We start from the raw sequence: 22,030 nt of genomic DNA, 5'->3' as shown, positions 1-22,030 counted from the left end.
GTGGGGAAGGAGCGCTGGAGTGGACATGTTGACGTTGAGCCGGTCGGTCGTCTCGACCGACACCGACTACGGGACGGCGCTGTTGGATCAGCGTTCCGGCCGGTACTGGACGCTGAACCCTACGGCCACTCTCATCCTGCGCGTGCTGCTCGACGGCGGAGACCGGCCGAGCGCCACGCGTGCCCTGCTCGACCACTTCGACGTCGAGCCGGACACAGCACGCGCCGACGTCGACCGGCTGGTCGAGCAACTGTGCTCGGCGGGCCTGCTGACCGACTCCGCGTCGGCTGCCGAGCCGGTCACCGGCCAGGAGGCCGTTCGACGGGCCAGCCGGCGGGCCAGCGCCCCACGAGGGGTCCGACTGCCGTTCCGCCGTCGTCCAGGCGAGGCCCCAGCCGGCCGGCACAGCAGACGAAACGGCGGCCCGCGGGGCAACCAGCAGCTGGACGACCGGCGGCCGATCGACCGGCGCGACGACCGCCGCGAGGGAGGTCGATGACAGTGCCGATGCCGACACCGATGTCGATACCGATGTCAGCGCGCCGACGACCGCCGCCACCGCCACCGCTGCCTCGCCGCCTGCGCGCGCACCTCGCGGTCGCGGCCGCCCGGGCACTCGCCACCCAGCCGCCGGCCAGGATCCGCGCCTTCCTCTCCGCGGCGAGCCACGGCGCCGAGGCGGCCAGCCGGCGCCGAGCTCAGATGGCCAGGGACGACGTGACCACCGTCAGCCTGGTCTGTCGCGGGTCCCGCGGCTGCGTCCCCCGGTCGGTGGCGACGGCGCTGCTGTGCCGGATGTCAGGCACGTGGCCAACGTGGTGCGTGGGCGTGCGCACCATCGCGCCGTTCGCCGCGCATGCCTGGGTCGAGGCGGACGGGCTGATGGTGGGCGAGGACGAGCCCGCGGGCTACTTCCGCCCACTGCTGGCGGTGGAGCCGCGCCGAACGGCGCGGTCGGCGGCCAGGGTGACGACGGTGACCAGCAGGCCGGCCTCGCCGGCCGCCGTTCCCACCGCGAGCACGGCCAGGCCGGCTACGGACGCGCCGGCGACACCGACCGGATCAGCGGCGGGACCGTCCGCCGGCGACCTCCCGGCGGCCACGCGATGACCGGCATGGTGTGGGGGCGGCCTCGACCGGGCGGCACGCCCGAGCCGCCGGGACCGCCAGGATCGCCGGACCTGTTTGGACCGCCTGGACCGCAGGGCTCACCGAGACCCCCGAGACCCCCGGGGCCGCTGGGGCCTCCAGGACCACTGGGGCCCGCGGGACCGCTCGGGCCGCCAGGATCGCTGGGACCGCCAGGACCGCTGGGACCGCCAGGACCGCCGCCGCCCGGTACCGGCGGCCGGCGGCCGGGCGGCCTCGGGCTCGGGCGGCTGTGGCAGCTGATGCGCGGGCACAGCCGGACCGTCATGATCGGCGTCGCCCTCACCGCCCTCGGCACGCTGTTCGGGGTCGTCCAGCCGCTGCTGGTCAAGCGGGTGATCGACGGCGCCCAGCACGGCGGGATCTCCGCCTGGTTGCTGTGCACCCTGCTGGGGCTGTTCGTCGGCCAGGCCTTCGTCGACACGCTTGGCCACTACCTGCTGGAGCGCACCGGCCAGGGCATCATCCTCGGCCTGCGCACCCGGCTGGTCGGCCACCTGCTGCGGCTGCGGGTCAGCGTCTACGACGAGCGAAGGATGGGCGATCTCATCTCCCGGGCGAACACCGACACGGTGGTCGTCCGAGAGGCCGTCGCCTACAGCTTCGCCGCGTTCCTGACCAGCCTGATCGGCGCCGCCGGCGCGATCGCGCTGATGATCTACATCGACGTCCGGCTCTTCCTGCTGGTCGTCGTCGCCGTGCTGGTCGCGAGCGTCGGCGTGCTGTCGGCCCTGCGCCGGATCCGGGGAACCTCGGAGGAGGGCCAGGCGAGCGTCGGGCGGATGACCGCCGACCTGGAACGCTCGCTGTCCGCGATCCGCACCGTCCGGGCGAGCCGTGCCGAGGAGCGCGAGGCCGAGCGGATCGCCGTGCACGCGCGCGACGCCTACCGGCTCGGGGTGCGAATGGCGCGGCTGAACTCCGTCATCGCGCCGGCGATGGAGCTGGCCGTGCAGGGATCGGTGCTCGTCGTCCTGCTGGTCGGCGGCGTGCTCGTCGCGCACGGCGTGACGTCGTTGGGCTCGCTGGTCGCGTTCCTGCTCTATGCGACCTACCTGGTCGTGCCGCTCTCGCAGCTGATCGAGGCCTCCGGGATCATGCAGCGCGGGATGGGCGCGCTGGACCGCGTCGACGCCGTCTTCGACCTGCCGTGTGAGGCCGACCTCGATACCGCCCTCGACACCGACCGCGGCGCCGACCTCGACGCCGGCCTTGCCGACGAGGCGACCAGGCCGCTGGTCCGCGTCATCCCGGCGGTCGAGACACCCGCGACGGCGCGGGTCACGGATCCGGAGACGCCGGCGAGCACACCCGACGCCGAGCAGGCGGAGGGCCACGCCGAAGCGCCGGCCGTCGAGTTCCGCGACGTGTGGTTCGGTTACACGCCGGACCGGCCAGTGCTGCGCGATGTCTCATTCACGATCCCGTCGCGCGGACACGTCGCGCTGGTCGGGCCGTCCGGCGCGGGCAAGTCGACGACGTTCGAGCTGCTGGAACGGTTCTACGACGCCGACCGCGGCGAGATCCTGTTGCGCGGCGTCGACGTGCGGGCGATGTCGCGGGACGCGGCGCGCGGCTGGGTGAACCTCGTCGAGCAGAACGCGCCGGTGTTGCAGGGCTCGCTGCGCGACAACATCACCTATGCCGCCCCGGACGCCACCGAGGCCGAGATCGACGAAGCCGTCGAGACCGCGCGTCTGGGCGACCTGGTCACGCGGATGTCACACGGCGTGTGGACCGACGTGGGCGATCACGGGGTGCTGCTGTCCGGTGGGGAACGCCAGCGGGTGGCGATCGCGCGGGCGATGCTCGCGCGGCCGGCGGTGCTGCTGCTCGACGAGCCGACGTCGCAGATGGACAGCGTCAACGAGCGCGCCCTGACCCAGGTCATGCATGACATCGCCACGCGGCACGCCCTGCTGGTGATCGCGCACCGGATGTCCACCGTGCGGGCCGCGGACCGGATCATCGTGCTCGACGAGGGCCGGGTGCTGGCGACCGGCACCCACGAGGAGCTGCGGGAGACCTGCCCCCTCTACCGCCGCCTGTCCGCCACGGACCTCGGTTCGGCCGCCCCGGCCCGCGCCGCCGAACCGGCGACCTGACCGAACCAGCGACCTGACCGCGGGGGTGGGGTAGCCGGCGTCCGTGCCGGCTACCCCACGGCAGCCGTTACCTCACAGCAGCCGTTACCCACAACGGCCGTTGCCCCACACCAGCCGTCGGCCGCGTCAGCCGGCGGCTCAGTCCTTGGCGGGAGCGACGTCCTCGGCTGGACCGACGCCGCCCAGAGGCAGCCCGGTCACGTCGTACAGGTGATGCACCGGATCATGCGCAAAGTAGCGGGCGAAGGTGTCGATGGTGAAGCTGGCGCCGTCGGAACGCCTACCGGTCCGTTGCCACTGGGCACCGGAGACGGTCGCGAACCGGGCGGCGATCTTGGCTGCCGCGCCCGCGAGGTCGCCGGCGACCCGGGCCGGGTCCTGCTCGCCGTAGCGGTCGGCCACGGCGGTGTCGTCCTGGTCCCAGTTCGGATACAGCGGGTTGTCCCGCGTGAGCATCAACTGGAGCCGCTCGTCGTAAAGGCGCAGGACATCGCGCACATGGCAGGCGTACTCCAGCGTCGACCAGCGCTCAGGTGACGGCCGGCCCCGCACCTCGTCGTCCGGCTTGTCCGCGAGCACCGCCAGCCAGGCAGAGGCGACGCGCAGCACGAGGCCGGAGACGTCGGTGGCCGGGAAGGTCGCCGCGTCGAACCCACACTCCGGGCAGGCCCGCTCCAGGACCCAGGTCCAGTCCTTGTCGTCGGGCACGACGGCGTCGGCCTGTCCGGCCGCGCCGGCGGAGGCGTCGATGGCGGGAGCACTCTGGCTCTCGGTCGTCACGGTCTCACCCTAGCCCTGACCGCGAGGCGGCTTCTCCGGTTGGTCCGGCCCCCCTGTACCGTCCGGCCCGTCCGTACCCGGTTGCCTGCCCGACTGCCATCGCGCCCGAACGATACGAGACGATCCGCACGTCGCCCACGCTCAGACCTCACAGAGTGGCGTTTCTCGGGGTGAGTACCTAGTAACCGACTGAATGCGTCAAGAGGCGCCTGGCGAAACACGAAGATCCCAGGATGGGCTTGTGTCCCCCGACCAAGCCCAGGCCGCGGCTGCCGCCACCGCCGGGGCTGCCGCTTCCGGCACAGGCGACACCGTCGCGACGGCGAGCCGCGCCTTCACGCCGTCACACTGCCCGTACTGCGCGCTGCAGTGCGGCATCGAGCTACGCCCACGGCCGGGCGTGGTCGACCTCATCCCCCAGGACGACTTCCCGACGAACCGCGGAGGCCTGTGCTCCAAGGGCTGGACGGCCGCCGGGCTGCTTGACCACCCCGACAGGCTGACCACTCCGCTGCTGCGCGACCGGTCTGCCGGGGGCGCCCGCGGCGAGCTTCGGCCGGCGACCTGGGACGAGGCGCTGGAGCGGATCGTCACCAGCTGGCGTGACTGCCAGCGCCGGTATGGCCGGGACAGCGTCGGCGTGTTCGGCGGCGGCGGACTGACCAACGAGAAGGCGTACGCGCTCGGCAAGTTCGTCCGGGTCGCGCTGCGCAGCCGATCCATCGACTACAACGGCCGCTTCTGCATGTCGTCGGCCGCCGCGGCCGGCAATCGCGCGTTCGGAATCGACCGCGGGCTGCCGTTCCCGGTGAGCGACATCGCCGAAGCCGACGTCGTCCTGCTGGTCGGAAGCAACCCGGCCGACACGATGCCGCCGATCATGCAGTGGTTCGACGCGGGCAGGGCGAAGGGCGCGCGGCATATCGTCGTCGACCCGCGCGCGACCCCGACCGCCCGCGGAGCGCACCTGCACCTGCAGCCCACCCCGGGCACCGACCTCGCGCTCGCCGCCGGCCTGCTGCACATCGCGATCCGCGACGGGCTGGTGGACACCGACTTCGTCGCCAGTCGCACGACCGGGTTCGACGCTGTCCGCCGGGCGGTCACGGCCTACTGGCCCGGCCGGGTCGAGCGGATCACCGGGGTGCCCGAGACGAACCTGCGCGAGGCCGTCCGGCTGCTCGCCGAGGCGGAACGCGCCATGGTGCTGACCGCTCGCGGGGCCGAACAGCACGCGTCCGGCACCGACACCACGCAGGCGTTCATCAACCTGGCGCTCGCGCTCGGCCTCCCCGGGCGCTCGTTCTCCGGCTACGGCACGATCACCGGCCAGGGCAACGGCCAGGGTGGCCGGGAGCACGGGCAGAAGGCTGATCAGCTGCCCGGATACCGCAAGCTCGCCGACCCGGCCGACCGCGCGCACATCGCCGCGATCTGGGGTGTCTCGCCGGACGAGCTGCCGCCGCCCGGTGTGTCCGCCTTCGAGATGCTCGACGCGTTGGGCACCGAAGGCGGTGTGCGGGCCATGTGGGTGCTCGGCTCCAACCCGATCGTGTCCGGCCCGGACGCGAACCGGATCGCCGACCGGCTCGCGGCCCTGGACCTTTTGGTCGTCTCCGACTTCTTCCTCTCCGAGACGGCGGCCCTCGCCGACGTCGTGCTGCCGGTCGCGCAGTGGGCGGAGGAGGAGGGCACGATGACCAACCTCGAAGGCCGGGTGCTGCGCCGCCGCCGGGCGCTCGCTCCGCCACCCGGGGTGCGTACCGACCTGGAGGTCATCTCCGAGCTCGCCATCCGTCTCGGGCGTTCCGCCGAGGCGTTCCCCGTCGAGCCGCGGGCGGTGTTCGAGGAACTGCGGCGGGCGAGCGCCGGCGGGCTCGCCGACTACTCCGGCATCAGCTACGAGCGGATCGAGGCCGAGAAGGGCGTCTTCTGGCCCTGCCCGGCCCCCGCCGCCGCTGGCGAGGACAGCGCGAACGCCGTCGGCGAGCTGGGCGAGGCCGGCGAGGCGGTTCACCCGGGCACGCCGCGGCTGTTCGCCGAACGTTTCGCCACGCCGGACGGGCGGGCGCGGTTCGTCGCGGTACATCACCGGGGCGCGGCGGAGACGCCCGACCGTGACTACCCCTACTACCTGACTACCGGCCGCACGATGCGCCAGTACCAGTCGGGAACGCAGACCCGGCGGGTCCGGGCGCTCGTCGCCGACGATCCCGACCCGGTTGTCGAGCTGCACCCGGTTCTGGCGACCAAGTATGAGATCACCGCAGGGGATCTGGTCGAACTGAGCTCCCGTCGCGGACGGGCGGTGTTCCGGGCCCGCGTGACCGACACCATCCGCCAGGACACGTTGTTCGCGCCGTTCCACTGGGGCGGCTACTCGACCGTCAACCTGCTGACCAATCCAGCACTCGACCCAACCTCGCGGATGCCCGAGTTCAAGGCGTGCGCGGTGGCGCTGCGCCGGATCGATCACCTTCCCGACGGAGGCGCCGCCCTGCCGACCGAGGCAACCGTCCCGGTGGCCACCGAATGGTCCCGCCCACGCACCACGTCGCCATCCACCGCCGCCAACACCGGCACCGCAGGCACCAACGTCGCCGGCGGCGGCGGTGCCGGTGGCGCCCCCTCAGCCGGTCTCGCCGACCTTGCCGACCTTGCCGACCTCGCCGGGCCGGTGGCGACCGCCCCGGCCTCCGTCCGCACGTTCCCGGGCACCGGCTCCGCCCGGACTGGCTCCGACAGCGCACAGGACACCGCGCCCGTGTCACACCGGAAGGACCGTCGCATGCACAGCACACCCCGCTTCTTGCAGGGCGTCTTCTCGTTCGAGGGGCAGGGGCTGACCAAGCCGGCATTCCTCGACCCGTCGCTGACCTACACGGTCCCGCCCGGAGCGACCGCGCAGCCGGTGTACTTCCGCGGCGGCAACGCCTCGGACGAGCTGGTCTACGTGCTGCTCGTCCGGGACGGCGCGCCGATGCGCTACTTCCCGATCGGCGCCCGTGCCGATGTGCACGTCCCGCTGCGGGTGGTCGAGGACCTGCTCGGCGACACCCGCATCGAGCTGCATCTCGCCGCCCCGGAGGGCATCGAGGGCACCGTGGTCATCGATCTCGGCCTGATCGAGTTCTGAGCGGGTGCGACCATGACCATCACCGAGAACGCCCCAGGCACATCCAACGCCGCCAACGCCACCGCGTCTGCCGCCTCCACCGTGCCCACCTCCGCCGACGTCGTTCCGGCGCAGCGGGCCCATGGCCGAACGCCCGCCGGCGGGCGCGAGCGCCTCGTCGTCGTCGGCAACGGCATGGCCGGCATACGCGCCGTCGAGGAGATCCTCGCCCGGCATGGCGGCGACCTGTTCGACATCACCGTGTTCGGCGACGAGCCGTACGGCAACTACAACCGGATCCTGCTGTCCAACGTGCTGGCCGGCGCCGACACCGAGGACGAGATCTTCCTCAACACGCCGGAGTGGTACTCGGACAACGGCATCCGCCTGCGCGCCGGCGTCCGGGTCACCGGGCTCGACCGGTACGCCCGCGTCGTCACGGTCGAGGACGGCACCGTCGCCCCCTACGACAAACTGATCATCGCCACCGGCAGCCGCTCGTTCATCCCGCCCATCAAGGGCCTCGCCGGACCCGATGGCCGGCTTCCGGGCGGTGTCTTCGCGTTCCGCACGATCGACGACTGCCGCGCCATGATCGGATTCGCCGAGGGGCGGCGGACCGCGGCCGTCATCGGCGGCGGTCTGCTCGGTCTGGAGGCCGCCCGCGGCCTGCAGACCTACGGGCTCGAGGTGCACATCATCGATGCCGCACCGACGCTGATGAACCAGCAGCTGTGCGCCGAGGCTGGTGCCATCCTGCGGCGCGGCGTCGAGGAGCTCGGGATCACCGTGCATCCGGGAGCGCGCACCGCGCGGATCCTGCTCGCCGACGACGAGACCGGCCGCGAAACCGACGATCAGACCAGTGGCGAGGCCGGCGGGGGTACGGGCGAGAGCACGGGCGAGAACGCCGGCCTTGGCAGGGCGATCGGGCTGGAGTTCACCGACGGGGCACGGCTCGACGTCGACATGATCGTGGTGGCGGCCGGGATCCGGCCCAACGTCGAGATCGGGCTGCGCGGCGGGCTGACCGTCGAGCGCGGCATCGTCACCGACGACCAGCTGCGCTCGGTCGACGATCCCGACATCTACGTGGTCGGCGAGTGCGCGCAGCACCGTGGCCAGGTCTACGGCCTGGTCGCGCCGCTGTGGGAGCAGGCGACGGTACTCGCCGAGCACATCACCGGCGCCGACCCGGACGCCGCCTACCACGGCTCGAAGACCGCCACGAAGCTCAAGGTCGCCGGTGTGGCCGTCGCCGCGATGGGCCTCAAGGACGCGGAGCACCCCGACGACGAGGTGGTCCGGTTCGTCGAGCCGCGCCGGGGCGTCTACAAGAGCGTCATCATTCGCGACGGAAAGCTCGTCGGCGCCACCCTGCTCGGCGACACGGCCAAGTCGGCCTCGCTCATCCAGGCGTTCGACAACGGCCTGCCACTGCCGGACGAGCGGCTCCAGCTGCTGTTCGACATCGGCCTGCCCGCGGCCGAGGTCGGGGCGGCGGAGATGGCCGACGACGCCCAGGTCTGCAACTGCAACGGCGTGAGCAAGGGGAAGATCGTCGCCTGCGTCAAGGGCGGGATGAAGACCGTCCCCGGCGTCATGAACGCGACCCGCGCCGGCAAGGGCTGCGGCTCGTGCAAGCTGCTCGTCAAGGAGATCGTCGAGTGGGCGGCCGACGGAGAGGTGGAGGAGGACCTCTCGGCGAACTGGTACGTCCCCGGTGTTCCGCTGGACAAGCCGGCGCTGATGGCGGCCGTGCGTGAGCGGAACCTGCGGTCGGTGTCCGCGGTCTTCGCCGCCCTGGCGCCCGAGGGCAAGGAGGACGCGGCCAGCAAGATGGCGTTGACGTCGCTGCTGCGCATCGTCTGGGGCAACGACTTCATCGACGAACGCGACGGCCGGTTCATCAACGACCGTGTCCACGCCAACATCCAGAAGGACGGCACCTTCTCGGTCGTCCCGATGATCGCCGGCGGCGTCACCAGCCCGGACGAGCTGCGCCGGATCGCCGACGTCGCCGAGAAGTACGACGTCCCGATGGTGAAGATCACCGGCGGCCAGCGCATCGACCTGCTGGGCGTGCGCAAGGAGGACCTGCCGAAGGTCTGGGCCGATCTGGACATGCCGAGCGGCCACGCGTACGGCAAGAGCTTCCGCACGGTGAAGACCTGCGTCGGCAAGGACTTCTGCCGCTTCGGGGTCGGCGACTCGACCGCCCTCGGTGTCGCGATCGAGCAGCGTTATCACGGCCTGGAAAGCCCCGGGAAGCTCAAGCTGGCGGTCAACGGCTGCCCGCGCAACTGCGCCGAGGGCCTGATCAAGGACGTCGGCGTCGTCGCGATCGACGGTGGTCGTTGGGAGATCTACATCGGCGGAGCGGGCGGCGCGCACGTCCGCAAGGGCGACCTGCTGGCCACCGTCGGCAGCCCCGAGGAGGTCATGACGCTGACGGGCCGCTTCCTGCAGTACTACCGCGAGAACGCGAAATGGCTGGAGCGGACGTACACGTTCGTCCCGAGAATCGGCATCGAGAAGATCCGGGCCGTCATCGTGGACGACGCGGAGGGCATCGCCGCGGATCTGGACGCCCGCATCCAGGAGTCGATCGACGCCTACGTCGACCCCTGGCTGGAGCGCGAGAAGCCGGCCACCTCCGGCCAGTTCCTCACCTCCCTGCCGCTCGTCGCCCTGCCCCAGGTCCCGGTCCGATGAGCGCGCAGAGCGCCGTCGCCATGACCGCCATTCCTGCCGACGCCGCCGGATCCGGCCCGGACAAGGGCGGTCCGGTCGGAACCGAGGCGAAATCAGCCCAGCTGGCGGCGACGGGAACCGGCGCCGTGCACCGGCTCGGCCTCCTCAACGAGATTCCGATCGGCGAGGCGCGGGCGTACGCCGTCGGCGACGCGCAGATCGCCGTCTTCCGGCTACGCGGCGACATCCTGCGGGCCGTCGACGCGGTCTGCCCGCACGCGGGCGGGCCGCTCGCCGACGGCCAGGCCGACGCGGGCGTCGTCATCTGCCCGTTGCACTCCCACGTCTTCAACCTGGCCACCGGCGAGTCCTCCTCGGGGGCACCGCCGATCGGCTGTTACCCGGTCCGGCTCGCCGCCGACGGCACGATCGAGCTCACCTTGTGACGGACCGCGGCCCAGACCAGCGGCATGGCGGCGTGTTCCCGGGTCCCGACGACCGCCCCGTCCCTGGTCTGGGCCAGGTCCTGTGTCAGTCCAGGTCCATCGGCCCAGGCATCGACTCGACATCCTCGGTTCGGTCCGAGCCTGAGAGCCGCGCATGACATGTCGGATCTCCATGCGACGCTTAAGGGCATGGATGGCCAACGGGACCACCCGAACCTGCGGCGGCTCGAATCCATCGCGCTGGCGCTGCCCGAGGCGCAGCGGGTCGACGTCGAGGCCTGGGACGGCGAGCCGACCTTCCGCGTCCGCGGCAAGACCTTCGTGTTCGCCCACCCCGAAGGCGCCGGCATCACGGTCAAGCTGCCCAAGGACGAGGCCGCGGCCGTATGCGCCTCCGACCCGGCCGCCAAGCCCGCCGGCTACGGCCTGGGCCGCCACGGCTGGGTCGCGCTCACCCTCACCTCCGACGAGGCCGAGGACCGCTGGGACCAGGTCGAGGAATGGATCCGCATCTCCTACACCCTGGTCGCCCCCCGAACCCTCGCCCGCCTCGTCATCCCCGGCTGAGCCCCGAGCTGACGCCGCCCTCGACGATCTGCCCAGCTGGCCTAGGCGCTCCAGCGCCGGACGATGTCTCCCCCACCCCACCCGAGCGATCCGCTAGGATGCGAAGGCAGCACCACGCGGGTGTAGTTCAGAGGCAGAACACGAGCTTCCCAAGCTTGCAACGCGGGTTCGATTCCCGTCACCCGCTCTCACGATCACAGCGCCTGACCTGGATCGGAACGCCGGGCAGCACACCACAGGTTGCACAGATCGTGGTCACTGGGTTGCACGCATGATCGCCCGGGGTGACCCGATGGGCGCGACGGTCATCGACACCACCGACCAGACCATCGCCGCAACCGCCGCCCGCATCCTCGACGTCTGGCTGAATCGGCCCAGCGGCCAGGGATGACCGACACCATTCGGATAGGCATACCGGGTAGGACGCCGCACGCGCAGCAGGTCCGCACTCAGCTATCCGCCTGCCCATCGGAGTCAAGGTCGTCCGCGACATCTGGCAGGAGCGGGCTGACCAACCTCGCTCTCCGCTCTGCCAGGGCCTGGGTCTGGACGGCGAGCCGATGGGCGTCGAATCCGGCCGGTACCGGGCCGTGCCCGACCAAGGCGGCGAGTAGATCATGCTGCGCATGCCCCAGGCGCTGCCGTACGGCGTCCGGAACGGGACGGCTGAGAGGTCGGCGCGTCGGAAGACGGCGGCGCCCATCCGCGCGGGCGCGCTGGTCGCGCGAGTCACCCGGTCCGGTAGCCGGGCGGGAGTCGCGCGCCTCCTCGACGGTCTTGCGGATCAGCGCCAGCTCGTCGGCGATCTCCGCCGCGGGCGGATAGTCACGGTCACGCTCGAGGAGCACTCCCGGCGGGTCGCAGCGGGCCGTCAGTTCCGCGAGCAGTCGCAACGTGGGATCCGGCACCGGACGGTTGTGGGTGTCATGCCACAGCCCGTCTCGTAGTTCGCCGCCGGCGACGTGTACGTAGGCGACTCGGTCCAACGGCAGGTCCCGCAGCGCGGAGATCGGATCGTGGTCGAGGTTGATCCAGGCGGTGCGCAGGTTCGCGACGTCCAGCAGAAGGTCGACGTCGGCACGCTCGACGAGCTCGGCCAGGAAACGCGCCTGGGACATCTTGTCGTCCGGCCATCCGAACAGGGGCGCGACATTCTCGACCGCGAGTGGCACCGGCAGGGCGGACCGCGCGATGCGCGCGTTCTCAGCCGTCACGATCAGCGATGTCCGGGTCAGTGGCACTGGGAGGAGATGCCCGCTGTTCAGGTCGCCGGACCGGCACAGGGCCACGTGCTCGCTGACGAGGGGCGCATCGAGCGCCCGCGCGACCGCCGCGAGGTGCGCCAGCCGCCCCGGATCGGGGGGTCCGGCCCCGCCCAGGTTGAGGGTCGTCCCGTGCGGGATGATCGTCACGCCGTGTGCGCGCAGCTCCATCAACCCGTCGGGAACACGGCGCGGATCGATTCCTTCGGCGATCACCTCGATGAAATCAAGGCCGGGAAGGCTGGAGACGACCTCGTCGATCGCCGGTCGCCAGCCGATTCCGTAGCCCAATGGCCGCGGTTTCACGCCCACTCGGCCTGGCATTCCGCCTCGATATCGAGGCTGCGTGGTGACGACCGCCCGGTCACCCGCACGACGGCACGTCATAGGAGGACCGGGAGGCCGCGGACCGTCGCCTCTCCTCCCGGTCCGCGACCCGCCGTCGCCAATCGGCGTCGTCCGCCGCGATGACGGCGCTCAGCCCGTCGACGACCTGGCGCGCCTGCGGGCTGATGGAAAGATCGGCGGGGAACGCGTTGACGCGTGGAGCGCCGGCGGTGGACCGCGCCTCGACAGGCTTCGCCAGTTCAGCGACGAGCCATTTCACGAAATCTCGGATACTCGTCTGCCAGTCCAGAGAAACCGAATGGTATGCCGCGCGGAGGTTCACACCTCCAGGGTCCACGGACGCGACGAGGTCGAGATCGCCGTGCTGAAAGAGATCGAGCAGCAAATACGCCTCGCTTGGGCGAAAGAAGCCCATTTCCATGATCAGGCGAGTAGTCTTGTTACTTCTCCGCGGACCCCTCAAAAGCTTGGCACGGAGAGAATCCAACGCGGCGCCGGATTCCAATCCATGCAGAATTCGCCAGCAGCTGTCAGACAGCGCGCCAGAGGCGGACAGACCGTCGAGCAGGGTCTCTACAGCATCCCCGGCCGTGCGGTCGGACCGGAGAAGTTCCTCGACGACATCGTCACGACCTTTGATGATCGCAATCAAGATGTCGCCCGGTTCGGGCTGCGGCCCACCCCGCGGGAGATGGTCGTTGGCCATGACTACAGGCGTCAACACCTCGGACGGCTCCTGCCAGGAGACGCCGGCCGTCCAGGCGCGGGCGAGCGCGTTCAGGACCGCCCGGTTGTCGGTCTCCCGAAGAAACGTCGCGATCTCGGCCGGTGGAGTCGCGTCCTGCGTCAGCAGGTCGACCAGCATTCTCGGCAGGCCGTTGTACACCTCAAAGAAGCGATAGCGTTCCCGCCGAGGGAACCGCGACTCGTCGACGGTAAGGATCTTGGTGAGGTGCACGGGCGGAACGCCCTCCACGGGTCCCTTCGCGGGGCTCGTCAGCACCGAGGCGAAAAGCGGGAGATCCTCGTGCCTCGAGCCCTTTCGCAAGCCATACGCGAGCCAGACCGAGATGCGTGGATCACCTGCCGCCGCGGCAAGCAGGTCGCGGGCCTTCGTGAATGCCCGCTCGTTCGACCGGCCGATGAGGACCACGGCGCCGAGCGCCGCGTCGTCTCGGCGCCTGATAGCCCGCCGGAGCCGCGCCATGGCCGACCACACGCGCCATCGGGGTGAATCTCCCTGTGTACCCAGCGCCCGCTCGGCCAGTAAGACGCTTCGTTCGTGCGACATGCGGCGAGCCACGTTTCACCTCCGCCGTCCAGGTATTTGCGGTCTGGGCACTCGCGGTCTGGTATTTGCGGTCTGGGCACTCGCGGTCTGGTACTTGCGGTCCAGCACTCGCGGCGAGACCCAGCCACCATCTCGATGATATTGACCAAGGGGCGCGGAGCGGGCCGAAATCCACGGTCCCGCGCGCTCGGTCTGGCGGCCGCAATGCCCGGTCGTCCTCGTCATCACCGACGGCAGCACCCGGCCGCCTCGCGGGGTCCGCCCGCCGGCCTGGCCCGGCACCAGGGACACCGGGGCAATACCGGCGCGGTATCTCGGCAGGTGGGGGGCCCGCGGGGGTCGCCGCGGCCAGGATGAGGGTGTCATCCTGTCGTGCTGGAGCGGCATTGCGATCGCCGCTGCGCCAACGAGGGTGCCGAGGGTGGGGACAACCGATGACCGACGCGGAACTGGTCTTCACCGGTGGGCCGGTGTTCACCGCCGACGCGGCCCGCACGCGTACGCACGCGGTGGCGGTGCGCGGGGGGCGGATCGTTGCCGTCGGGCGCGGTGCCGAGGCGCTGGTCGGGCCGTCGACGGAGGTCGTCGACCTTTCGGGGAAGCTGCTCGTTCCGGGGTTCCAGGACGCCCACGTGCACCCGGTATGGGGCGGGCTCGACCTGTTGCGGTGCGACCTGCGGTCCGCGACCGACCGGGCCGGCTATCTGGCCCTGGTCGCCGAATATGCCCGGATCCACGCCGACGCCGCGTGGATCGTCGGCAGTGGCTGGAGCATGCCCGCGTTCCCCGGTGGCACTCCGCTCGCGGCGGATCTCGACGCGGTCGTGCCGGACCGGCCCGTGATGCTGATGAACCGGGATGGCCATGGGGCGTGGGTGAACTCGCGGGCGCTCGAACTCGCGGGCGTCGACACGCGCACACCCGACCCGGCCGACGGGCGGATCGAGCGCGACGCGAACGGGGCGCCGACCGGGACGCTGCACGAAGGCGCGATCTCCCTGGTCAACGGGCTGCTGCCGCCGGTGACCGCCGAGACGATGGCCCGGGCGCTGCTGCGGGGGCAGGAGTATCTGCACTCGTTCGGCGTCACCGCCTGGCAGGACGCCATCGTCGGGACCTACGGCAACGCGGACGACCCCGCACCGGCATACCTCGCGTGCGCGACGTCGGGCCAGCTCACCGCGCGGGTGATCGGGTCGCTGTGGTTCGAGCGCGACCGGGGCGTCGAACAGCTCGACGATCTACGCCACCGGCGTGAGACCTTCACCCACGGCCGGTTCCGCGCGACCAGCGTGAAGATCATGCAGGACGGCATACCGGAGAACTTCACCGCGGCGATGTTGGACCCTTACCTGTCGCCCTGCGGATGCGGCAAACGCGGCAACGACGGTGCAGGCGGAGACAGCAACGGCGGCAAGGGCGACGGCATCACGTTCTTCCCCCGCGAGCTGCTGCTCGAAGCCGTTCCAGCGCTCGACGCCGCGGGCTTCCAGACGCATTTTCACGCCATCGGCGACCGGGCCGTCCGTGACTGCCTCGACGCGGTGGCGGCGGCGATCACCGCGAACGGCCGTGGCGATCTGCGTCATCACATCGCCCATCTGCAGGTCGTCCATCCCGATGACGTCCCGCGGTTCGGACGGCTCGGGGTCGCGGCGAACCTGCAGTTCCTGTGGGCGGTGCTGGAGGCGCAGATGATCGAGCTGAACCTGCCCTTCCTCGGCCCCGAGCGGGGCTCGTGGCAGTACCCGTTCCGGCGGCTTCAGGAGACCGGGGCGGTGCTGGTGGCCGGCAGTGACTGGCCGGTCTCGACGCCCAACCCGCTCGCCGCGATCCACGTGGCCGTCAACCGGACTCCCTCACCGAGCGAGGTCGCGCCGGGTGGCGAGCACGAGGCCTTCGAGCACGAGGTCTTCCTGCCGGAGCAGCGCCTCGACCTGGCGAGCGCGCTGGCCGCCTACACGTCAGGGTCGGCGTGGGTGAACCACCTCGACGACGTCACGGGCACGGTCTCCGTCGGCAAGGACGCGGACCTCGTCGTGCTGGACCGGGATCCGTTCGCCGGCCCGCCAACCGACATCGGCAACACCCGGGTGCTGCAGACGTTCGTCGCCGGGGCCCGGGTGTACGCCGCGCCGGACGCATAGCCGGGCACGCGGTAGCCCGCCAGGCGGTAGCTCGGCGTGCGCCGGCAGGCGACGCGTCCCTGGCCTCGGTCGTTCGTTGACCTCGGCAGTTCGTTGAAAGCGAACGCTCACCCACATAGGCTGCCAGGCCACAGGCGGCCGACGAAGGGAAGATCATGGAGCGTCTCGCGGGCAAGGTCGCGATTGTCACCGGCGCTGGGATCGGACAGGGCAAGTCGACGGCGTTACGGCTGGCCAGCGAGGGCGCGACGGTCATCGCCGCCGATCTCAGCGGAGCGGAGAAGGAGACCGCCGCCGAGTCGGACGCGATCGTGCCGTTCCAGGTGGACGTCACCCGGTCGGCGGACGTCGAGGCGCTCGTCCGCGAGGCGACGGAGCGGTTCGGCCGGCTGGACATCATGTGCAACGTCGTCGGGGTCGCCGGGGTGGCGCAGGCGCTGATCCCGGACGTCGACGAGGACGACTTCGACCGCCTGCTGACCATCAACCTCAAGAGCATCTTTCTGGGCATGAAGTACGCGATCCCCGCGATGGTCGCGGGCGGCGGAGGCTCCGTCATCAACTGGTCTTCAGTCGGCGCCTTGGCAGCATCGCCAACCTCGGGTGCCTATGGCGCCAGCAAGGCCGCGATCCTCTCGTTGACCCGGACCGCCGCCCGCGAGTGGGGTCAGCAGAACGTCCGGGTCAACGCGATCTGCCCCGGCTTCATCTATCCCACCGGTATGACCCTCATGGGCGAGGAGAAGTTTCCGGATCTCGCGCGGCACGCGGCCTCGAGGTCCGCGATGAACCGCCCCGGCCATCCGGACGAGGTCGCTGCCGTCGCCGCGTTCCTGGCCTCCGACGACGCCTCCTACATGACCGGCTCCTACCTCGTCGTCGACGGCGGCTGGACCGCGGGCAGCTGACGTCGCGCCGTCAGTACCAATTGAGCCGCACCCGCGGCTGACCGCTGTACCCGCGGACGCCCTCACCCGGGTACAGCCACAGGTAATGGACCGGCTCACTGTTGAAGTCTCTGGCCACGATGTCCTGGTGGAGGTCGCGGTCCCAGTCCCCGATTCCGACGAAGGTGTACCCGTTCCACCCGTTACCGATCAGCACCCTCTGCTGGCTGCTGTACCCGCGGACGCCCTCGCCCGGGTACAGCCACAGGTAACCGTTCCTGTCTCTGGCCACGATGTCCTGGTTGCCGTCGCTGTCCCAGTCCGCGACCCCGGCGAAGGTGTACCCGTTCCACCCGTTACCGATCTGCATCCTCCGCTGGCTGCTGTACCCGCGGACGCTGTCACCGGGGTACAGCCAAAGGTAACCCCAGTAGTCTTTGGCCACGATGTCCTGATTGCCGTCACGGTCCCAGTCCGCGACCCCGGCGAAGGTGTACCCGTTCCACCCGTCACCGATCTGCACCCGTGGCTGAGTGAATCCGCGGGCGCCTTCACAGGGGTACAGCCACAGGTCACCGTTCGGGTCTCTGGCCACGACGTCCAGGTAGCCGTCGCTGTCCCAGTCCCCAAACCCGGCAATGGTGTATCCGTCCCACCCGCTACCAATCTGATACCTTCCGCCAAAACCATCACCATCGCGGGTACAGCTGCCGACGTCCAACCACAACTGGCCCTCTTGGGGATGGGGCGAGTCCGAGTGGATTCTCCACACGATGTCCTGGCAGCCGTCGCCGTTGAAGTCCGCCAGTCCTTCATAGTTGGAGAGCCAGGCGGCCGACGCGGGTGGCGCCGACACCAGGGTGAGCCCGGTGGCGGCGACGACTACCGCGACGCCGACGGCCATCCGCCCACGCAGCCCCACCCGCCTGCTCGCCATCCTGTTCACAGGATTTTCCTTCCCGTCGGGATATGCACGGTCGTCGATCGCGAATGTTCAGCCTGGAGCCGCGGCCGAAACGGCCGGGCCCGGTACGGGCAACGGTCGCCGGGCGGTGCGACGGCCGGTCAGCCGGCGCTGGGGCCCAAAGGGTCGGTGGCGGTGGCGAGAGCGACGGCGCGCGGCTCCTTCAGCTCGACGAAGATCGAGTGAGTGTCGGTGTCGCCGATGTTCTCGCCGCTGTGCTCCTGGGCGTCGAGCCAGCGGGCCTGGCCGGCGGGGAGATCGACCTCGACCGCGCGGCCGCCGACGCTGACCCGGCGGCGGAAGGCGCTGAGCGTGACCATCACGCTGTCCGGGTGACGGTGCGGGTTGGTCCTGTCGCCCGGAACGTCCCGGTACTCCAGGACACGGACGCGGTCGTTCTCAAATATCAACCGGTAAAGACTCGGGTCCGTGACCGCCGGGTCCATGCACATGGTCGCCTCATCTCATTGCGGCGGATCTGGAGAGCAGTCGCTGGAGCCGGCCCGCATCGGACCGAACCCCAGCGCCCGGCCAGCCCGAGCGGGCACCCCGTCAGGCCGGGTGAGCGGTCAGAGTGAGCGGCGGGCCGTGGCCGGCGCGGCGATGGCGAAGCCTGGCGCGGCCGGGCCGTCAGCCGATACAGGTCAGGCGACCGGCTCTCGGAGGTAGGACCGGACGACATCGAAGCCGATGACCTCGGGCATGCCGGCGGGTTCGGGGCCCAGGGCGCGGGCCAGCGCGGGGCCGAGCGACGTGGCAAAGAAACGCTCGGCGTGCGCCTTGGACTCCCACAGGGCGACGATGCGCAGCTTGCCGTCGGCCGTGCCGACGTAGCGCGCCACGAGCCCGTCAGGCGGCGGTTCCTGCTGGGCGAACACCGCGTCGGCCTGCTCGACCGTGCCGAAGGGCGGAACGGCGACCGTGATCCACTGCATTTCTCTTCCTCCAGGTTCCCTTTCGCCTGGCGGCCCCGAAGCCGGGGCCGACGACGAAGGGAACGTTAGGAGGCCGCGGCCGGCACGCCATCCGCCGAACTACTCACCGCGCATACTCATCCGCCACCACGGCGGCCGTCAGCCGGAGGCACGCACGACCCAGGCGGCGATCTGGCTGCGCGCGCTGAAACCGAGCTTGGTGAGGATGTGCTGGACGTGGTTCTGCGCGGTGCGCTCGGAGATGACGAGCCGCGCCGCGATCTGGCGATTGGTCAGGCCCTGCGCGACCAGCCGGGCGACCTCGTCCTCCCGCGGGCTGAGCGCGGCGTCACCGAGCCCCGGGGTCCGCGCGGCGGCGAGCTCGGCGGCGCCGGCGAGCTCGGCGGCGCCGTCGAGTTCGACGACGAGCGCCGCGGCGCGGTCGGTGTACGCCGTCATGCCGAGTGCCCGGGCGACTCGACGCGCGTCGCGGGCGGCGACGACGGCCAGGTCCCGGTCACCGGGCGCGGAACGGGCCACCAACGCGGTCGCCAGGTGGTAGCGCGCCTCGGCCGCGAAGCCCGGCGCGCCGGCTCGGCCAGCGCTCTCGGCCGCGGCGGCCAGGTCGTCGACGGCCTGGCCGAGCCGGCCGAGGGCGAGCGCGCCGCGCCCCAGCGTCAGCTCCGTCGGCCCCATGTACGCGACCCCGCCGCCGACCGCGTGCTCGCCGCGGAATACCGAGAGCCGGTCGAGCAGGTCGGTGAGCTCGTCGGGCCGGCCGAGCCCGGCGGTGACGAGGGCAGCGACCACGAGCACGGCGTACACGTGCCCGGGTACGACGAAGAACGCCGGCAGCGACCACGAGTCGCGCGGCCCAGCCAGCTGGTACGTCGCCGCCGCCTCGTCCAGCCGTCCGGCGGCGACGTGCATGACCGCCCGGGTCAGCGGAGCCATCGTCCGGAAGCGCGGTGGTGACTCAAACGTCTGCCGCAGGAACATCTCGGCGTCAGCACCGGCGCCGACACCCAGATGGCAGGCGAGCGCGCAGGTGAGCGCCAGGTAGGCGCCGCCGGCCGGAGCGGGCTCGATCACCCGCATCCGGTCGAACCCACGCCGCCCGGCCGCTCGTGCCTCGGCGTAGCGCCCCTGTGCCTGGGCGACGCACGCGGTCGCCCGGTCTAGGTGCCAGGCGCTGACCGGCCCGCCAACCCGTTCGACCGCCACCCGCAACCCCGCGAGCTCCTCGGCCGCCGCCGGGATCCGGCCGCTCTCGACCAGTGCCTCGATCCGCCACAGCTCGCCCCACATGGCCGCTCTGGCGCCCGGGTAGCCGTCTGATCGGCTACGTCGACTTCGAGGCTCCTCCTGCGGGCCAGCCGTCCGCCGAGCGAGGTCCAGCATCTCGGTCGCCAGTTCCAGCCGCTCGGCCCGGCCGGCCGGGCCGGGACAGGCCTCCTGCCTGGCGCGCAGGGCTTCGCCCAGCGCATGGTCGTCACCAGACGCGCGGGCAAGCGCGAGCGCCTCGGCGCTCTGGCTCGCCAACCGCTCCTGCTCCCCGCCGTAGAACGCCAAATGGGCACGCTGTGCCACCAGTCGGGCGCGCAGCGCTATTCTCCGGCGCGCCGTGTCCTGGGCCAACCCATCCGCGACCACCCGGCCACCCGAACCCGCAAGACCGGCTGGCGGCGAGGCGTTCGAATGCTCACCGGCGGAACCCAGGCCGGCGAGGGCCTCCTCGCACAACTGGTCGGCGACCGCGTTGACGCCCTGCCCCGGCGCGGCCTCGAGCACCAGCGCGGCCTCGGCTACCAGCTCAGGGTTGCCGGCCGCCCGCCCTGCCTCGGCCGCGCGCACCGCGGCGTCCACGCAGCCTGCCAGATCGCCGGCGAAGTAGGCGGCCCGACCAAGCGCGACCAGCAGCCGGCACCTTTCGGCGTCGGTCACCGAGCCTTGGTCGAACGTGAGCGCGGCCCGGTACAGCCGCGCGCCCTCCTCGTAGGCGAGGCGGCGAACCGCCTCCTCGGCGGCGCGCGCCGACCAGGCCCGCGCCGTGGCCGCCTCGGTCACGCCAAGAGGCGCGAGGTGCGCCCAGTGCCGCGCGATGTCCGCGAGGTGTTCGGAGAGGTCGTCCGCGAACCGGTCCGCGAGGACGGTGGCGACCGCGCGGTGCAGCACGGTGACCGCGGCACCGGCGAGCGAGGCCTCGACGGCGTCCCTGGTCAGTGCGTGCGCGAACTGGAACTCACCGGAGTTCAGCCGATCGAGCAGGCCGTGCTCGGCCGCCTCGTCGGCCAGGGTGAGGCACTCCTCGACAGGCTCGCCGAGCACCGCCGCGACGAGCGCGATCCCGAACCGCCGGCCGATGATGGCGGCGGCCTGCACCAGCCGGCGACAGTCCGGCCCGACCCGTTCAAGCCGGGCACCGACGACGTCGAGCACACTGCGCGGCGGCCGGTCGGGCCGCCAGGTCCCGTCGGCCACCGCCCGCCCGATCTCCCGGACGAACAGGGGATTACCGGCGGTGACGCCTAGCACCAACCGCGCTGTCGCCTCCGCGCCGGCGGACGCGAGATCCCCGACGTCACCAGCGGACTCGCCGTCTCGGGCGGGCGAATCCGCTGGCAACTCCGAGGCCGCCGATTCCGTCATGCGCCGTAGTTGCTCGCGGACCTCCGCCAGGTCGAAACCCCGCAGGTCCAGTCGCACGGCGGCCGGTGAACGCAACAGGTCGGGCAGCACCCGGGCCAGGACGCCGGAAGGTTCGCGGTCACGAAATGCGGCGAAAACGATCAGAGGCACATCGGCCACCTGATCGGCGAGATGGCGCAGGACCAGCAGCGACGGCTCGTCGGCCCGGTGGATGTCGTCGAGGACGACGGTCAGGCCATTCCGAGAGGCGACGGCGCCCACCACGTCGGCCAAGCCGTCGAACACCGGGAACCGGTCCTCAGGCGACTGGGCCTCGCCTCGTCCCAGCACGCTGTCGGGGTCGACACCGAGCGACCGCAGCGCCTGCCGCCACGGCCAGAACGCGGGCGCACCCTCCACCTCGGAGCAACGCCCCCACGCGACCGCGCACCCACCGGCCAACGCCATCCCGGCCAGTTCCCGCGCCAGCCTCGTCTTCCCGATCCCCGCGTCGCCCCCGCACAGCACCAACCGCCCGACCCCGCTCCGTGTCTGGTCGAGCCACCCCCGCAGCGCCGCGATCTCCCGCCCCCGCCCGACCATCGCGTCAGCCAGGAACGGGCCACCAGCGGCGCCACCTCGCGTTCCCGCCTGACCACCCACACCGCAAGCATCCCGCGCACCCACCACGCCAGGAAAGAACCACCAACGCGACACGCCTCCCGAATGCCCC

Annotated in this window: 16 protein-coding genes and 1 tRNA gene; 10 read left to right on the top strand and 7 right to left on the bottom strand. The window is 71.5% G+C overall.

From position 1 onward, the window contains the following. Positions 1-25 precede the first annotated feature (25 nt). From FRCN3DRAFT_RS50595 to FRCN3DRAFT_RS43165, 3 genes are all read left to right on the top strand, one after another. Positions 26-499 (top strand): lasso peptide biosynthesis PqqD family chaperone, encoded by a 474-nt coding sequence (locus FRCN3DRAFT_RS50595; RefSeq protein WP_083401336.1) that lies wholly within the window; start codon positions 26-28, stop codon positions 497-499. Beyond that, positions 496-1,110 carry a lasso peptide biosynthesis B2 protein gene (locus FRCN3DRAFT_RS43170; RefSeq protein WP_007510993.1) on the top strand — a complete coding sequence of 205 codons (615 nt, stop codon included), beginning with the start codon at positions 496-498 and terminating at the stop codon, positions 1,108-1,110. Before FRCN3DRAFT_RS50595 ends, FRCN3DRAFT_RS43170 begins: the two co-directional genes overlap by 4 nt. A 281-nt stretch (positions 1,111-1,391) precedes the next feature. Continuing rightward, positions 1,392-3,254 carry an ABC transporter ATP-binding protein gene (locus FRCN3DRAFT_RS43165; protein WP_232793959.1) on the top strand — a complete coding sequence of 621 codons (1,863 nt, stop codon included), beginning with the start codon at positions 1,392-1,394 and terminating at the stop codon, positions 3,252-3,254. A 138-nt stretch (positions 3,255-3,392) separates the two neighbouring features. Here FRCN3DRAFT_RS43165 and FRCN3DRAFT_RS0207500 read toward each other — a convergent pair whose 3' ends face one another. Continuing rightward, entirely contained in the window at positions 3,393-4,034 is a 642-nt protein-coding gene (locus FRCN3DRAFT_RS0207500; RefSeq protein WP_007510995.1) for a DinB family protein, read from the bottom strand. Positions 4,035-4,275: 241 nt separating this feature from the next. On the opposite strand from FRCN3DRAFT_RS0207500, the gene FRCN3DRAFT_RS0207495 reads away from it, so the two are divergent. The 5 genes from FRCN3DRAFT_RS0207495 (at position 4,276) to FRCN3DRAFT_RS0207475 (ending at position 11,043) form a co-directional block, all read left to right on the top strand. Beyond that, a complete protein-coding gene (locus FRCN3DRAFT_RS0207495; protein ID WP_007510996.1) occupies positions 4,276-7,170 on the top strand; it encodes a molybdopterin oxidoreductase family protein in 2,895 nt (964 codons plus the stop codon). A 12-nt stretch (positions 7,171-7,182) separates the two neighbouring features. Continuing rightward, positions 7,183-9,864 (top strand): FAD-dependent oxidoreductase, encoded by a 2,682-nt coding sequence (locus tag FRCN3DRAFT_RS0207490; protein WP_007510997.1) that lies wholly within the window; start codon positions 7,183-7,185, stop codon positions 9,862-9,864. Beyond that, the gene (locus FRCN3DRAFT_RS0207485; protein ID WP_007510998.1) at positions 9,861-10,289 is read left to right on the top strand and encodes a Rieske (2Fe-2S) protein; all 429 of its coding nucleotides are present in this window, start codon (positions 9,861-9,863) and stop codon (positions 10,287-10,289) included. The genes FRCN3DRAFT_RS0207490 and FRCN3DRAFT_RS0207485 overlap by 4 nt, the downstream gene beginning before the upstream one ends. 189 nt (positions 10,290-10,478) lie before the next feature. Further along, positions 10,479-10,856 (top strand): MmcQ/YjbR family DNA-binding protein, encoded by a 378-nt coding sequence (locus FRCN3DRAFT_RS0207480; RefSeq protein WP_027140348.1) that lies wholly within the window; start codon positions 10,479-10,481, stop codon positions 10,854-10,856. A gap of 116 nt (positions 10,857-10,972) precedes the next feature. Continuing rightward, positions 10,973-11,043: transfer RNA gene (locus tag FRCN3DRAFT_RS0207475), tRNA-Gly, on the top strand. Positions 11,044-11,305: 262 nt separating this feature from the next. Here the strand turns inward: FRCN3DRAFT_RS0207475 and FRCN3DRAFT_RS43160 are convergent. Continuing rightward, entirely contained in the window at positions 11,306-12,424 is a 1,119-nt protein-coding gene (locus tag FRCN3DRAFT_RS43160; protein ID WP_157845187.1) for an MbnB/TglH/ChrH family RiPP precursor modification enzyme, read from the bottom strand. Between the two features lie 58 nt (positions 12,425-12,482). Continuing rightward, entirely contained in the window at positions 12,483-13,769 is a 1,287-nt protein-coding gene (locus FRCN3DRAFT_RS0207460) for a hypothetical protein (RefSeq protein WP_007511003.1), read from the bottom strand. A gap of 422 nt (positions 13,770-14,191) precedes the next feature. Here FRCN3DRAFT_RS0207460 and FRCN3DRAFT_RS0207455 point away from each other — a divergent pair, with 422 nt between their 5' ends. After that, positions 14,192-15,904, top strand: a complete 1,713-nt coding sequence (locus FRCN3DRAFT_RS0207455) for an amidohydrolase (RefSeq protein WP_007511004.1) — start codon at positions 14,192-14,194, stop codon at positions 15,902-15,904. Positions 15,905-16,059: 155 nt separating this feature from the next. Then, positions 16,060-16,812: an SDR family NAD(P)-dependent oxidoreductase gene (locus tag FRCN3DRAFT_RS0207450; protein WP_007511005.1), complete on the top strand. Its 753-nt coding sequence runs from the start codon at positions 16,060-16,062 to the stop codon at positions 16,810-16,812. A 10-nt stretch (positions 16,813-16,822) separates the two neighbouring features. Here FRCN3DRAFT_RS0207450 and FRCN3DRAFT_RS0207445 read toward each other — a convergent pair whose 3' ends face one another. The 4 genes from FRCN3DRAFT_RS0207445 to FRCN3DRAFT_RS0207430 form a co-directional block, all read right to left on the bottom strand. Beyond that, positions 16,823-17,728: an FG-GAP repeat domain-containing protein gene (locus tag FRCN3DRAFT_RS0207445; protein WP_232794268.1), complete on the bottom strand. Its 906-nt coding sequence runs from the start codon at positions 17,726-17,728 to the stop codon at positions 16,823-16,825. A gap of 128 nt (positions 17,729-17,856) precedes the next feature. Then, on the bottom strand, positions 17,857-18,207 hold the full coding sequence (locus FRCN3DRAFT_RS0207440; protein WP_007511007.1) for a cupin domain-containing protein: 351 nt from the start codon (positions 18,205-18,207) through the stop codon (positions 17,857-17,859). A 192-nt stretch (positions 18,208-18,399) separates the two neighbouring features. Beyond that, positions 18,400-18,690: a hypothetical protein gene (locus FRCN3DRAFT_RS0207435; RefSeq protein WP_007511008.1), complete on the bottom strand. Its 291-nt coding sequence runs from the start codon at positions 18,688-18,690 to the stop codon at positions 18,400-18,402. A gap of 138 nt (positions 18,691-18,828) precedes the next feature. Continuing rightward, positions 18,829-21,960 (bottom strand): helix-turn-helix transcriptional regulator, encoded by a 3,132-nt coding sequence (locus FRCN3DRAFT_RS0207430; RefSeq protein WP_035924463.1) that lies wholly within the window; start codon positions 21,958-21,960, stop codon positions 18,829-18,831. Positions 21,961-22,030: the final 70 nt, after the last annotated feature.

The sequence above is a fragment of the Pseudofrankia saprophytica genome (genome assembly GCF_000235425.2).
Taxonomy (GTDB): Bacteria; Actinomycetota; Actinomycetes; order Frankiales; family Frankiaceae; genus Pseudofrankia; species Pseudofrankia saprophytica.
Note: the sequence above shows the minus strand (reverse complement) of the source record. Positions and strands in the feature narration are given on the sequence as shown.

Coding starts and splice junctions, on each gene's coding strand:
- FRCN3DRAFT_RS43165 (WP_232793959.1), top strand. CDS start 1,392: ATGCGCGGGCACAGCCGGACCGTCATGATCGGCGTCGCCCTCACCGCC.
- FRCN3DRAFT_RS50595 (WP_083401336.1), top strand. CDS start 26: ATGTTGACGTTGAGCCGGTCGGTCGTCTCGACCGACACCGACTACGGG.
- FRCN3DRAFT_RS0207480 (WP_027140348.1), top strand. CDS start 10,479: ATGGATGGCCAACGGGACCACCCGAACCTGCGGCGGCTCGAATCCATC.
- FRCN3DRAFT_RS0207485 (WP_007510998.1), top strand. CDS start 9,861: ATGAGCGCGCAGAGCGCCGTCGCCATGACCGCCATTCCTGCCGACGCC.
- FRCN3DRAFT_RS0207435 (WP_007511008.1), bottom strand. CDS start 18,690: ATGCAGTGGATCACGGTCGCCGTTCCGCCCTTCGGCACGGTCGAGCAG.
- FRCN3DRAFT_RS0207450 (WP_007511005.1), top strand. CDS start 16,060: ATGGAGCGTCTCGCGGGCAAGGTCGCGATTGTCACCGGCGCTGGGATC.
- FRCN3DRAFT_RS0207490 (WP_007510997.1), top strand. CDS start 7,183: ATGACCATCACCGAGAACGCCCCAGGCACATCCAACGCCGCCAACGCC.
- FRCN3DRAFT_RS0207455 (WP_007511004.1), top strand. CDS start 14,192: ATGACCGACGCGGAACTGGTCTTCACCGGTGGGCCGGTGTTCACCGCC.
- FRCN3DRAFT_RS43170 (WP_007510993.1), top strand. CDS start 496: ATGACAGTGCCGATGCCGACACCGATGTCGATACCGATGTCAGCGCGC.
- FRCN3DRAFT_RS0207440 (WP_007511007.1), bottom strand. CDS start 18,207: ATGTGCATGGACCCGGCGGTCACGGACCCGAGTCTTTACCGGTTGATA.
- FRCN3DRAFT_RS0207445 (WP_232794268.1), bottom strand. CDS start 17,728: ATGGCGAGCAGGCGGGTGGGGCTGCGTGGGCGGATGGCCGTCGGCGTC.